This is a genomic window from Sphingopyxis sp. Root1497 (genome assembly GCF_001427085.1).
In the GTDB taxonomy this organism is placed as follows: domain Bacteria; phylum Pseudomonadota; class Alphaproteobacteria; order Sphingomonadales; family Sphingomonadaceae; genus Sphingopyxis.
On sequence record NZ_LMGF01000003.1, the window covers coordinates 1,361,365 to 1,374,728 of the forward strand.

General features: G+C 63.9%; 12 protein-coding genes. 11 read left to right on the forward strand and 1 reads right to left on the reverse strand.

Annotated elements, in window-relative coordinates; all coding sequences use genetic code 11:
• Positions 1-160: 160 nt before the first annotated feature.
• Genes ASD67_RS09955 through ASD67_RS09970 form a run of 4 tightly spaced genes read left to right on the forward strand, consistent with a single transcriptional unit; the run spans position 161 to position 3,802 of the window.
• Positions 161-916, forward strand: coding sequence for a hypothetical protein (locus tag ASD67_RS09955; RefSeq protein ID WP_235535623.1), 756 nt, complete (start codon positions 161-163; stop codon positions 914-916).
• A complete protein-coding gene (locus tag ASD67_RS09960) occupies positions 913-1,434 on the forward strand; it encodes a DUF2141 domain-containing protein (protein WP_327197010.1) in 522 nt (173 codons plus the stop codon). The genes ASD67_RS09955 and ASD67_RS09960 overlap by 4 nt, the downstream gene beginning before the upstream one ends.
• On the forward strand, positions 1,431-2,603 hold the full coding sequence (locus ASD67_RS09965; protein WP_056346435.1) for a glycosyltransferase: 1,173 nt from the start codon (positions 1,431-1,433) through the stop codon (positions 2,601-2,603). Before ASD67_RS09960 ends, ASD67_RS09965 begins: the two co-directional genes overlap by 4 nt.
• Positions 2,603-3,802: an LptF/LptG family permease gene (locus tag ASD67_RS09970; protein WP_056346437.1), complete on the forward strand. Its 1,200-nt coding sequence runs from the start codon at positions 2,603-2,605 to the stop codon at positions 3,800-3,802. The genes ASD67_RS09965 and ASD67_RS09970 overlap by 1 nt, the downstream gene beginning before the upstream one ends.
• 159 nt (positions 3,803-3,961) lie before the next feature.
• Here the strand turns inward: ASD67_RS09970 and ASD67_RS09975 are convergent, their stop codons facing one another.
• Positions 3,962-4,693 (reverse strand): HAD family hydrolase, encoded by a 732-nt coding sequence (locus tag ASD67_RS09975; protein WP_056346439.1) that lies wholly within the window; start codon positions 4,691-4,693, stop codon positions 3,962-3,964.
• An 87-nt stretch (positions 4,694-4,780) separates the two neighbouring features.
• Between ASD67_RS09975 and ASD67_RS09980 the strand changes: the two genes are divergently transcribed.
• The 7 genes from ASD67_RS09980 to ASD67_RS10010 all read left to right on the forward strand — a co-directional run bounded on the left by ASD67_RS09980 (position 4,781) and on the right by ASD67_RS10010 (position 12,517).
• On the forward strand, positions 4,781-5,983 hold the full coding sequence (locus tag ASD67_RS09980) for a hypothetical protein (RefSeq protein ID WP_056346441.1): 1,203 nt from the start codon (positions 4,781-4,783) through the stop codon (positions 5,981-5,983).
• On the forward strand, positions 5,964-7,289 hold the full coding sequence (locus ASD67_RS09985) for a lipopolysaccharide biosynthesis protein (RefSeq protein ID WP_056346442.1): 1,326 nt from the start codon (positions 5,964-5,966) through the stop codon (positions 7,287-7,289). The genes ASD67_RS09980 and ASD67_RS09985 overlap by 20 nt, the downstream gene beginning before the upstream one ends.
• A gap of 113 nt (positions 7,290-7,402) precedes the next feature.
• Positions 7,403-7,981 (forward strand): RNA polymerase sigma factor, encoded by a 579-nt coding sequence (locus ASD67_RS09990; protein WP_082545002.1) that lies wholly within the window; start codon positions 7,403-7,405, stop codon positions 7,979-7,981.
• Positions 7,968-8,918: a FecR family protein gene (locus ASD67_RS09995; RefSeq protein ID WP_056346444.1), complete on the forward strand. Its 951-nt coding sequence runs from the start codon at positions 7,968-7,970 to the stop codon at positions 8,916-8,918. The genes ASD67_RS09990 and ASD67_RS09995 overlap by 14 nt, the downstream gene beginning before the upstream one ends.
• Positions 8,919-8,922: 4 nt before the next feature.
• A complete protein-coding gene (locus ASD67_RS10000; protein WP_056346446.1) occupies positions 8,923-11,304 on the forward strand; it encodes a TonB-dependent receptor domain-containing protein in 2,382 nt (793 codons plus the stop codon).
• Positions 11,305-11,369: 65 nt separating this feature from the next.
• The gene (locus ASD67_RS10005) at positions 11,370-12,104 is read left to right on the forward strand and encodes a phosphatase PAP2 family protein (protein WP_235535624.1); all 735 of its coding nucleotides are present in this window, start codon (positions 11,370-11,372) and stop codon (positions 12,102-12,104) included.
• The gene (locus tag ASD67_RS10010) at positions 12,101-12,517 is read left to right on the forward strand and encodes a hypothetical protein (protein WP_056346447.1); all 417 of its coding nucleotides are present in this window, start codon (positions 12,101-12,103) and stop codon (positions 12,515-12,517) included. Before ASD67_RS10005 ends, ASD67_RS10010 begins: the two co-directional genes overlap by 4 nt.
• Positions 12,518-13,364: the final 847 nt, after the last annotated feature.

Here is a 13,364-nt window from a genome sequence, read left to right on the forward strand (position 1 = left end):
TTCTCAAGCATTGGGTGCAACGCCAAATAGATGGGCAGAGCGCCTTCGCCCTCTCCTCCAAGAGCAACATCCCTGGCAAAAATATCTTTCTCTCGGCCTGTCGCTCGCGCTCCTTGCCGCGCTCGGTTCGAAGCTTTCGAGTATCGGCCTGGCCGGACTCGTGCGGGGTGTCCCCGCGTCGCCGGTCTTCTGGATAGCCTTTGCCGCTTATTATCTCGCGCTGCCGGCCTCCGAATGGCTGATATTCCGGCGCCTGTGGAACATTCCGCGCGCCGGTTTCGCCGCGCTGCTGCGCAAGCTTGTCAGCAACGAGATATTGTTCGGCTATAGCGGCGAGGCCTATTTTTACGGCTGGGCGCGGCGCCATGCGAAGATGGCGGCGGCGCCTTTCGGCGCGATCAAGGATGTCAGCATCCTGTCGGCGGTCGCCGGCAATCTCGTGACGCTCGTGATGCTCGCGCTTGCCTGGCCGGTTGTTGGACAGGTCGCTCCCGAGTTCCACGGCCGAACCGTTGCGCTGTCCGCGGCGGTCATCATCGGTCTCTCACTGGCGCTGCTCGCTTTCAGGCACCGCATCTTCTCGCTCTCGCGCCCGGAACTGCGCATGATCTTCGGCGTGCACATAGGACGACTGATGCTGACCACCTTGCTGTCGGGTGTGATGTGGCACAGCGCGCTGCCTGCCGTGTCCATGGGCTGGCTGCTCATCCTCGCCACACTGCAACTGCTCGTGACGCGCCTGCCATTCGTGCCGAACAAGGATCTTGTCTTCGCCAGCGTTGCGCTCTTCCTGATCGGCCATGATGGTGCGATCGGGCCGCTGATCGCTATGATCGCCGGGTTGATCCTGCTCGTGCATATTGTTCTCGGTGCGATTCTGACCTTGGCCGAGCTTGCGACGGCGCATCGGTCGTGAAGGCGGTGATTGCACCCATGGCGCTGCTGCTGATCGCTGCGGCGCCCGTCAAACCCGACCCATCGCTCGGCAAGGCCGAGGCCGCTTGCCGGACGCATGAAACAGCGCCCGCGGTGCTCGTTTCGGTGACCGGGCTCAAGGATCGCAAGGGCCTCATACGCGCCGAACTCTATCCGGCTAACGACAGCGATTTCCTCGCCGACGATGCGGTCCTGATCAACGCGCAAAAGACCTTCCGCCGTGTCGATCAGGACCTGCCGGCATTGGGTCCGGTCACGCTTTGCCTCCGCGTCCCGGGGCCGGGGCGCTACAGCCTGTCGGTCCTCCACGACCGCAACCGCAATCTCAAATGGGACAAATTGTCCGACGGCCTCGGGTTTGGCGGCAATCCGAAGCTCGGCTGGTCGAAACCCAAGGCAGTGGCCGCGTCGGTCGTGGTCGGCACCGGGCCGACACGTACCGAGGTCGTCATGAATTATCTGAGCGGCCTCAAATATAAGCCACTGGAGCGTCAATGAAGATCGTCGACGTCTGCGCCTTTTACACGCCGCACGGCGGCGGGGTAAAAACCTATATCGACCGCAAGCTCGCGACCGGCGCGGCGATGGGGCATGAGATCGTCGTCATTGCGCCGGGTTCGCACAACCATGTCGAGCGGCGGACGGAAGGCGGCAGGATCGTCCATGTCGCCAGTCCGCAGTTGCTCGTCGACCGGCGCTATCGCTATTTCGAAGACGCGGGCGCCGTCCATGCCCGGCTCGATGCCGAGCGCCCCGACATGGTCGAGGCGTCATCGCCCTGGCGGACCGCCAATATCGTCGCCGACTGGCAGGGCGACGCGCCCAGAGCCCTGATCATGCATGCCGATCCGCTGGCGGCCTATGCCTATCGCTGGTTCGGTCGTTTCGGCAGCCGCGAGACGATCGACAAGGGCTTCGACCTCTTCTGGCGCCATTTGCGGCGGCTCGGCGCACGGTTCGACTGCGTTGTCAGTGCCAACCGTCATCTTTCGGCGCGATTGCAGGCTGGGGGCGTGGCTGGCGTGGAGACGATTCCGATGGGGGTCGATCCGGATATCTTCTCGCCGATACACCGCGATCCCGGCCTGAGGCGCGATCTGCTCGCGCGCTGCGCGCTGCCCGAAAGCGCGACCCTGTTGATCGGGGTCGGCCGCCACAGCGGCGAAAAGCGCTGGCCGCTGGTGATCGATGCCTGCCTCGCGGCGTCGCAGCATCGTCCGATCGGACTGGTTCTCGTCGGCGACGGTCGCGATCGTGCGCGGCTTGTCCGCCAGATCGGGGACAATCCGCACGTCCATCTCCTGGCGCCGGTCGCCGATCGTGCCTTGCTGGCGCGCGTAATGGCCAGCGCCGACGCGATGATCCACGGCTGCGAAGCCGAAACCTTCGGCCTTGTCGCGGCGGAGGCCGCGGCATCGGGTCTGCCGTTGATCGTCCCCGACGAAGGCGGCGCTTCGGACTTTGTCCGCGGCGACAATGGCGAACTCTACGAAGCGGGCGATGCAGGTGCGGCGGCGCGTGCGATTGGCCGGCTCCTTGCGCGCGATCCGGCGGCGCTTGCGGCGGCCGCCGCCCGGCGCGCCGCGGACATCCCGCTCATCGACGATCATTTCGGCGCGCTGTTCGGCCGTTACCGTTCGTTCGCGTCGCTCCGCCGGGCCGCCTGATGTCCGCAATCGATCGCTATATCGCGCGGCGGCTCGCACGACCTTTTCTCGCGGTCAGCGTGATCATCGTCCTGCTGCTGACCCTCGAGAACAGCCGCCGGCTGATGACCCTGCTCGGCAATGTCGAGCAACCCGTGGCCGTGCTGATCAAGTTGATGCTCTACCTCATCCCCGAATATCTCGGGATCGGCCTGCTGATTGCGGTGTTCGTATCGGTCGCGGTCGTTTTTCGCGGCTTCGCTCTTCAGGGCGAGTTCGACATATTTGCGTCGATCGGTCTCTCCCCCGGCCGCTTGCTGCGCGTGCCATTGATGTTCGGGCTGGCGGTAGCGCTGCTTCATGCCGGCCTTCGCGCTTATATAGAACCGGCCGGCGAGCAGCGGCTCGATGCGCTTGGCACGTCGATCGCGCTCGGCAATCTCGGCCTTTCCATCGCGCCGGGCGAGTTTCTGCGTCCCCGACCCGGAACGATGTTTCATGTCGATGCCGTCGACCGGGCCACGGGCGTTTTTCGCGGGCTTCTTGTGCAGAGCCGCAGCCTGACGGTTGCCGCGCGCGAAGGGCGGGTGATCAACGGCGGACACGAGGGCGTCTTGCTGCGCCTGTTCGATGGCCATGTGGTCGCGACGCGCGCCGGCGGCCGGCTCGAAGCCACGTCTTTTCAAGCGATGGCGATGCCCATAGCGTTGATGGCGGCCAAGCCCGTCCATATGACGCCGCGCCATCGGAACGACCGGCTCATGTCCGGTGATCTGTGGCGCGCCGCATTTGACGCCCGGACGGGCTCCGAACGCGCGGCGGCACGCGCGGCGCTCGGTAATCGCTTTGTGACTGCCGCCTTTATCGCTCTTGTCCCGCTCTTCGCTTTTGCCCTCGGCGTTCCGCCCAAGCGATCGACGTCGGCGCTTGGGCTGGGCCTTGGCATCCTGCTGATCGTGGGCTTCGTCCAGACGATCGCCGCGATCGAGGATGGCGCTGACGCGTTCGCTCCCCTTTATCAGATCGCGGTCCTCCTCGGCTTTGCCTGTCTTGCCCTCGCGATGCTGCGCGCCCAGACCAATCGCGGGCCCGGGGCCATAGAGGCGATGCTGGTGTCGGCGAGCCAACCCGCGCGCCATCTGTCGTACTGGTTCCGGTTCGACCGCTTGATGATGCGGCTGCCCACCGACCGGAGGCCGCTATTGACGACAGGCCGATGACGGAGGCGGGCCCGCGGGACGGTCTTCTACCCTGTTCGTCGGCGCGGCCTGGCGGCGGTTCGCGCGATGTGAACGCCTTCCATTGGCTGCCACATGCGCCCGCCTGGTGGAACCTGCTGCGCTTCGCGACACGCGACTGCCGGAACTGACGGCCGTTCGTCAGCCGCTTATCGCACGCCGCTCGCGTAGGCGTCTTGCGGGCGCTGTCTTTGGCTGGCGCCAATCATAGACCGTCCATCCACGCCGCAGCGCCAGATGGAGCAACCGCCGCGACGGATTGACCGCCACCGCTTCATCGGCCCATTCGAAGGTGGGAAGGTCCGAGAGATCGTCCGAAAAGAAGCGGATATGGACGTCCGCGCGATCGATATCCTGTCCCGCAAGCCAATGTTCGAGCATCCGGCGTTTGTCCGCACCATAGCAATTCGCGCCGGCGATCCGCGTGGTGAGGTCGCGCCCGCGCCATATCGATGCGGTACCCACCACATCGGTGACGCCGAGCCGTTCGGCGATGGCCTCGAGATAGAAAAGATGGGCGGCCGAGGCGATGACGACGCGCCGTCCGGCCGCGCGCTCGGCGGCGATGCTCGCGATGGCATCCGGATGGATATTGTGCGCGAGGCTCTGCTCGGCATAAGCCCGCGCAAGGTCGGTCACGGCGTCGCGATCGACGGCGCTTCCGAGCATCAGGCGCTGCATCGCCTGTTTGAGCTGTTTGCGCGAAAGCAAGCGTGCCTTGTACGCTGCCATCAAGGCGACCACGAGCGGCGCGAAGACAAGCCGCCATGGCGCACGCCTCCGCGCCGCGAAAAGCAGGAACGGCGACCAGGTGCCGTAGATGGTCAAAGTGCGGTCGAGATCGAAGATCGAGAGCGGACGCGATGATGTCATGGGCGATTTCCTCCGCAAGGTAGGACGCCGCCGGAATTATTTTCCGCACTTGCTGCGGATATCGCGCCGCCGCGGCGTCGTTCCCCCATGCGGATCGGCTTTCTCTTCAACCACGACCAGATTCACCAGATGGCGCACAGCTTGCCGGTTGCGATGGCGCTCGCGCGTGCGGACACAGGCGCCGAGATCATCGTCGCAACCACCAACGACCTGCTGGCGCACGAGGCGATCCGGTTGATGGGTGGTGCCGTGCCGGTTGGCATCCGCCTTATTGCGCTCGGGTTGCGCTCGCCCGCGTCGCGGGGCCTCAACGCGGTGCTCGGATCGATTCTCCCGGCCGCCAAATTGCTGGTCTACCGCGATAATCTCGATTTCTTCCGCTCGCTCGATTTGCTTGTCGTGACCGAGCGGACGTCGCTCATCCTCAAGACGCGCTATGGCCTCTCATCGCTCCGCATGGTGCTGACCGATCATGGCGCCGGTGACCGGGCCATCGGTTTCGGCAAGTCCGCGGCGCTGTTCGACCATATATTGGCGGCGGGTCCGAAGATCCGCGACCGGCTGACCCGGGAAGCGGGGGTGTGTCCGGATCGCCTGACGATCACCGGCTATCCCAAGTTCGATATCACGGCGGGGCAGGGGCGACCGATCAAGTTTCGTGGCAGCAATCGGCCGATCGTGCTCTACAATCCCCACGTCTCCCCCCATCTCTCATCCTGGTACACACAAGGCCGGGCGGTGCTCGACTATTTTCTCGGGTCCGACCGCTACAATCTGATCTTCGCACCGCACATCATGATGTTCGAAAGGCGGATGGCGGTGACGATCGACAAGCTCCGTTTCGGGCTGCCCGGAAAGCTGCACGCCCGCTACGCGTCGGCGCCGAATATCCATATCGATCTCGGCAGCGCGGCGCTTACCGACATGAGCTACACCAATGGCGCGGACATTTACCTCGGCGACGTGAGCAGCCAGATTTATGAGTTTCTGAAATCGCCGCGGCCCTGCCTTTTCCTCAACAGCCAAGGCATCGATCCCGACCGGGATCCCAATTTTGCGCACTGGCAGTCAGGGCCGGTGATCGCGGAAGCCGGCGATCTTGATCGCGGTCTGGAGGAGGCCGTGGCGGATCATCCGGGCCGCTATCGATCGGTGCAGCGCCGGCTCTTCGATCATACATTCGACCTCACCGCCGAGCCATCGTCGGCGCGCGCCGCTCGCGCGATCGCTTGCCTTGCTCGCGGCGATTTACCCGACGGCAGGTCCGCCGATGGCCGCCTTGCTCACTGAGGCCGCAAAGGCGCCGTCGGGGCCGGTTCGCCGCATCTACGAAAATCTCGGGCTCCTGCTTGGCGGCAAGGCCGCCGCCGGCCTGATCAGTCTCGTCTATGTCGTCGCCGCCGCGCGTATCCTTGGCCCCGAACAATATGGCGTGCTGGTGCTCGTCAATTATTTCGCGATGCTGGTCGGCGGCCTGATCGCCTTTCCGGGCTGGCACGCGATCGTTCGCTACGGGGTCCAGCCCGCCGAGACCGATCATGCGAAGCTCATCCGTCTGCTTCGCTTTGCCGGCGCTATCGAGCTGGCGGCGGGCGTCGCTGCCGTCGTTGTCGCAGCGCTTGCGGTGCCGCTCGTCGGTCCGCTGCTCGGATGGTCGGCGGACGCGCAGGCGCTCGCGGTCCCCTATTGCTTTGCCGTTCTCGCGACAGTGCGCGCGACGCCGGGCGGCTATCTCCAGATATTGCGGCGCTTCGACCTCCTCGCGCTTCACAATCTGGTCACCCCGGTGATGCGGCTGCTCGGCACCCTGATCATCATATTCTTCGATCTGGGGCTTACCGCCTTTCTCGTCGCCTGGCTGCTAGCCGCGCTCGTCGAGGGGGCGTCGCTGTGGATCGCTGCCGCCTATCTCGCCCGACGGCATATGCTCGATGAGCCGTTGCTGGGCGCTGTCGCGGACGCGCGGCGCGAGCATGAGGGCCTCGGCCGCTTCATGCTCACCGCCAACGCCGATATCATGCTCGGCGATCTCACCGGCCGGCTGACGCCGCTCATTGTCGGGGCGATGCTCGGTCCGGCGGCGGCGGGCCTTTATTCGATCGCCCACCGCGCGACGATCGTCATTTCGCAGCCGGCGCAAATGCTGGGGCAAGCCGCCTATGCCGAACTGGCGCGGCTCGCCGCCGGTGGCGGAGCCGGGCGGGCCATCCGGCAAGCGCTTGGTCGCTGTCTCGGCATCGCACTCGCCACGGCGCTGCCCCTTCTCGTCATCCTGGCTTTCTTCTCGCGCGAGATAGCGGTGCTGATCGGCGGGCAAGCCTTCGCCGGCGCCGCCTCGGTCATGCTCTGGCTGACGCTTGCCCGCGTGGTCGCTATGACGGGACCACCGACAAGTGCAGCGTTGATCGCTATCGGGCGGCCCGGCCTGTCGGTGACGGCCAATATGATCGCCGGGCTTGGCCTCATGCCGCTGCTGCCTCTGTTTACCCGCTTCGCCGGACTCGTGGGCGCCGGCTATCACGCCTTGCTGCAGGCGGTGGTCGCCGCCGGCCTGCTCGGCTTCGCTCTGTGGCGGGTGACGGATCGTCCGCAATGAGCGCGCCGCTCGCCCTGGCCGCTTCGCGCCGCCTCACGCCTTTCATATTCGGGCCATATGAGGCAGACACTATGCCTTGCCGCAAGGGCGAAGACGGAAGAGCGCAGCGTTTGATGACCAAAGTCGGCGGGCTCGAAGCGATTTTCATGGCCAATCGGCTGGCTTTGTCGCGCTATCTGCGTGTTCGTCTCCGCGGCGATGGCGACGGCGAGGACATCCTGCAGGAACTGTGGTTGAAGCTCGCCGATATCGACGCGAACCTGATCGCCGAGCCGCTGGCCTATCTCTATCGAACCGCCGAAAATCTGGTCCTCGACCGGCGCCGTTCGGCGCAGCGTCGTACCGCGCGCGAGCAGGAATGGACGAAGGGGCATATCGACGGCAGCATGGCCGCGCCGCGCGATGCCCAGCCATCGGCCGAACGCATGCTCGTGGCGCGCGACCAGCTCAGGCGGGTCGATGCGGTGCTCGACGCCTTGCCAGAGCGTACCGCCTTCGCCTTCCGGGCGGTGCGGATCGACGGCATGCCGCAAAAGCAGATCGCCGCCCAAATGGGGATCAGCGTAAGCGCGGTCGAGAAGCATTTGCAACGGGGATACCGCGCGGTTCTGGAGCTCAAGCAACAGCTGGATGTGGATATCGACGCGCCGCAACGTCAGGTGGCCGAAGGAATTGATGATGGGGACCGGTAGCATCATGGACGAGGCCATCGCATGGCATGTGCGGTTGCAGGGCCCGGCAGCCGACGGTGTTCTGTGGGCCGAGTTCACGGCATGGATGGAAGCCGATTCGGCGCACGTCGATGCTTATGATGCCGTCGCTCTCGCCGATGACCGTCTTTCGGACGAACTGGCCGAGACCAGGGCGTCCGAGAATGATGCACCGCTCGCGACCAATGATAATGAGCCCGGTGCCCGTCCCTGGTATCGCCGCACCGCATTTCTCTCGATCGCAGCCAGTCTTATCCTTGCGCTCTTCCTGTCGCCGATGCTGCTGCGGTCGCCGGGGATGGAGGCGATCACGACCCAACCGGGCGAAACGCGCGAAATCGCCCTTGGCGACGGATCGACGATCGGCCTCAACGGCGGAACCACCATTCACCTCGATCGCAAGGCCGAACGCTTCGCGCGCCTCGACAGCGGCGAGGCGATCTTCACGATCAAGCATGACAGCGCGCGGCCGTTCGTCGTCGAGACGGGAGACGGAACGCTCCGCGACCTCGGCACGATCTTCAACGTGCGCCAGTCGGCAAGCGGCCTCGAGGTCGGCGTGTCGGAAGGCATCGTCCAATATGATCCGGGCGCCGCGGCGGTCACGGTAACGGCAGGCAAGCAGCTCCGCGTCCAGCGCGGCAAGTCCAGGGCGGTCGTGACGGCCATCGACCCGGCCTCGGTCGGCGGATGGCGGCAGGGGAGGCTGAGCTATCATGATGCGTCGCTCGCCACGATCGCGCTCGATCTCACGCGTTCGCTTGGCACGCCGGTAACGGTCTCGCCGGACCTCGCAAGCCGGCGCTTTTCAGGCGTCATCCGCGTCGATCGCGACGAAGCGAAGCTCTTCCGGCAACTGGAGTCCTTGCTTGGCGTCCATGCGCGCCATAGTGCCAAAGGATGGCAATTGACGCGCTAGTCCGGTGACCTGGAACCATATCCTCCCCGTTGCGGCCATCGCCATCGTTGCCGCTAGCCCGGCGGCGGCAGCGGAAAGCCGCAACTTCAATATTCCTGCCCAGCGCCTCGACAATGCGCTCATTGCACTCGGGAACGAGACACAAATTTCGATCGGCGGCATCGACCAGCGTCTGGCGGGCGCGCGCAGCAAGCCGGTTCGCGGCCGCATGACGATCGCACAGGCGCTCACGACGATGCTCCGGGGTACCGGCTTCACCTATCAGATCGTCGATGCCGAGACGGTTCGCATCGTTCCGGTGCCGAAACCCCGCGCACGGCCGAAGCCCGTCCCGACGCCAAGGCCGACGCCAGTCGCGCCGCGTATCGAAGCGCCGATACCGCCTCCCGTCGAAATCGTCGTCACCGCGACGAAGCAAGGCCAGCCGCTCGACAGCTATCCAGGCACCGCGCATATCGAATCGATAGGGAGCGCCGGTCTCGGAGAGAGCCAAGGCACCGCCGCGTTCGTCGCGCGCATCCCGACCTTGACCTCGACCAATCTGGGGCCGGGCCGCAACAAATTGTTCGTGCGCGGGATCGCCGACAGCAGCTTCTCCGGACCGACCCAGTCGACCGTCGGCATCTATCTCGGCGACCTTCGGCTCACCTATAATGCGCCCGAGCCTGATCTACGCCTCTATGACATCGACCGCATCGAAGTGATCGAGGGGCCGCAGGGGACGCTCTATGGCGCCGGGGCGCTCGGCGGGATTATCCGGATCGTTCCGAAAATGGCCGACGCGGGCGCCTTTCACGCTTCGGCGACCGCAGGTCGATCCGCAACGCGCGGTGCTGCACCGGGCTATGATCTTGGAGGGATGGTCAATATCCCGATCCTGACCGATCGAGTGGCGCTCCGCGTTGTCGGCTACAAGCAGGTCGAAGGGGGCTATATTGACAACAGCACCCTTGGAACCGAGAACACCAACCGGACGCGTCTCGACGGCGCACGCGCGAACCTGCGGATCGAGCCGGGCGACAACTGGACCATCGACGTCAATGCGTTGCTCCAGAATATCGACACGCGCGACGGCCAATATGCCGAAACCGATCAGCCGCGTCGCACGCATGCCGCCAACATCGCCCAGCCGCACGACAATGACTTCAAGGCGGCGGGAGTCGAAGTGGCGAAGGACTGGGGCGACCTCAAACTCATCTCGTCGACGGGCATCGTCGACCATGATCTGTCGGAAGTCTTCGATGCGACAGGCTATGGCGGCAATTCCGAGATCCAGATCTTCGAGGGCCATGAGGCCATTCGCCTGCTGACCCACGAGACGCGCCTCTCGCACCGCGGACCGTCTGGTAACAGCTGGGTCGCGGGTTTCGGTCTCGTCCGCAACATCGATCGCATCGATCGCCGCCTCGGCCCGCTCGACGCGCCCGCAACGCTTGCTCGGCTGCGCAACCAGAAGACCGAAATAGCGGTCTTCGGTGAGGCGACACAGCGCATTGCCTCGCGCCTGTCGGGAACGCTCGGCGCACGTGTCGTCTTTGCCGAGACGATCGGCGAACTGATGGGCGGATCGGGCGAGGATTTCGAACCGAAGCGGCGGCAGGTCCGTTTCCTGCCAACCGCAGCGCTGTCCTGGAAACCCAATTCGGATCTTCTGACCTTCCTTCGCTATCAGAGCGGATTCCGGAGTGGGGGGATCGCCATCACCGCTGGCCAAACCAATGCCGCGCAGCGCTTCGATTCGGATTCAATCCACACCGCCGAACTCGGGATCAGGCTTGGCAGCGAAAGCGATACCGCCAGCCCCCGCTTTTCTGGGGGCGTCACAACCTTCTATTCGATCTGGACCGACATTCAGGCAGACCTCATCGGATCCGACGGACTGCCCTTCACCGAAAATATCGGACGCGGGAGGATTTATGGCGCTGAGATCAATGCGCGCTGGCGCGCTAGCGATCACCTGTTCTTCGACGGAGCGCTGTTCGTCAATCGCAGCGCGCTGACTAACCCCGCCGAAGGACTCGAAGAAGCCGACGAACGGCCGCTGCCGAATATTGCGCGGACCGGCGCGCGTTTTACGGCGGCTTGGGAGATGCCATTGTCCTCCAGCCTGACGTTCAAGCTCGACGGTACGGTCCGCCTGATCGGCGCGTCGAGCCTGGGCACGACGGCACCGCTCATCCTTGAGCATGGCGAAACGACCCAGGTCGACCTGTCCGCATCGCTCGTCGCATCGCAAGGCTGGGCCATCTCGCTCGACGCCACGAACCTGCTCAACGCCAGCGGTAACACCTTCTCCTACGGCAACCCTTTTACTGTCGCCGACGGCAAGCAGATCACGCCGCTGCGACCGCTCACGATCCGATTGGGCATTCGAGCCGGCTTCTGACGTGCGCACCCCGTGTCAAAGGACAGGCCGATGTTTGAACGACCCATGCCGCGAGAGATACGAAATTGAAGAAGATCCTGAAACTGCTGAACTCGGAGCGATTGCTGGCGCGTCGGCCGGATATTCTCCTTACGGCGGCGATGGCGCTCGCGGCGCTCGTCGCGCTCGGTATCTTCAAGCTGGCGTCGGAAATCGCCGAGGGTGAACTCAATGCCTATGATACCCCCGGGCTGCATTGGGTGCGGGCCATATTCGGCGAGAGCAGCGGCATGCGCGCGGCCATGCTCGATCTGACCGCATTGGGCGACGTCACCACCTTGACGCTGGTCGTCGTTTTTTCCGCGGGCTTGCTTATGACGCTCAAGCGGGGACAATTCGCATTGTTCCTCGTCGCCCAATGCGTATCGGGAGCGCTTGTGATGAGCTTGCTGAAGGTGTGGTTTGGAAGGGCACGGCCGACGGTCGTCGAGCATTGGGCCTCTTATGGCAGTGCGAGCTTCCCGAGCGGCCACGCAGCGAATTCCGCCATCGTCTATTTGTCCATCGCCATTCTCGTCGCCGGATTGGCGCCGAGCCGGTCGAGCCGCATCTATGTCGCGGGAGCCGCGGGATTGCTCGTCGTGTCGATCGGCATCTCGCGCCTGTATCTCGGCGTTCATTGGCCGAGCGACGTCCTCGCCGGTTGGGCCTTCGGTGGCGGATGGGCCCTGATGTGCTGGAGCATCATGTGGAGGATGGCGCCGCTCACGGCTCGCGCGGCCATCAACTTGGCGACTTTCCCTGGACGCCGAAATCAGTGAAGAAGAAGGATCTCGATGGTCGAGCGGCGGTAGCGATTGTGGACGCCACGGAATTTTGGGGCGTCTGCACAACTTTGCATCGAACCATCGAGCAGCGTGCAGAGGGTTGGGTGTTGCGGGCCAGTTTCAGTGATCTGGCGCTTCACCGAAGCCGTAAATATGTCGATCTTGCCAGCCTTCCCGACATGGTGGCTGCGGTGTCTTTGATCCTTGCCGTTGATGCCGAGCGGATCCTTCGACGCGCAACCGAAGCAGATTCTCTGCCCAAGGTTACGATGGAAATTTCGCAGGGCGATCTTCCGGAAGATATGAGAGATTATTTTGCGCAGGAGATCGCCGATATGCTCACCCGCCGCGCGGTTGCGATAGAGCCAAAAGGCGAGGGAGGGACGGCGAGTATCGTATTGGGCTAGGAGAACCTGGTACTTCCAGATTGTTCCAGCATTGCGTCCTAGCCGACCATTTGAGAGATTGATGTCTCGGCTACATGGTCTTCTATGCGCCTGATGTCGGTCGTTCGGATCGTAGCCAATTGAGGCCTGAAAGCTGCCGTTCAGGCGCCGACGCCGCTGAAACTTCTCAACCTTTGTTGAAGGATCGCGATGGCTAGGCATTGAGATCGTCTCGGTCTATCTTTGAAAGCAGATATCGATCCCGCTGCGCGCGAGCCAACGCATCTCGGATGAGGAATGACGTCGTCACGATTGCCCTCCTCGTCGAACATCGCTTTCCTTCCCCTGTTCCGGCCCCGTACGGCCACGATGCGCAGTCGCCTTTTTGGGGTTCGGGCGCCGTTGAGCAACTTTTTGGGTCGCGGCTCCCTGAAGCGGCACAGATCCTGTGCGACATCTCGATGGGCACTACCATCCGTGCGAGCTTCGAAACCTCGGTGCACCTTCCAATACGTGTTTGAAGCATCGCAATATCGTCGCAGCCAATGCCGAGCGGATCATCGCGGAACCGTCAATATGGGAAGGTGGCGTTCGGATGCTAAAAGCCGGAAGCCCGGACGCATGGCGGGCCATCTCCGATGCCGCTGAAATGCGGCATCAAAACAAGAACATGATCGAAAATGCGAGAATTGGCGCCAAGGAATCGCAAAAAGCTGTGCGATGCGCCGTGAGGACCGAGCCTCGCTAGAACCCTATGATCCGAATTGACCCGAACGGTGTTTCCTCGGTTCCTGAAGGCAAATTGGGCCATGGGCTGCTTCGTAGCGATCAAACTCTTGTGCCGACCGAGTTCAGTATTAAAACCGGG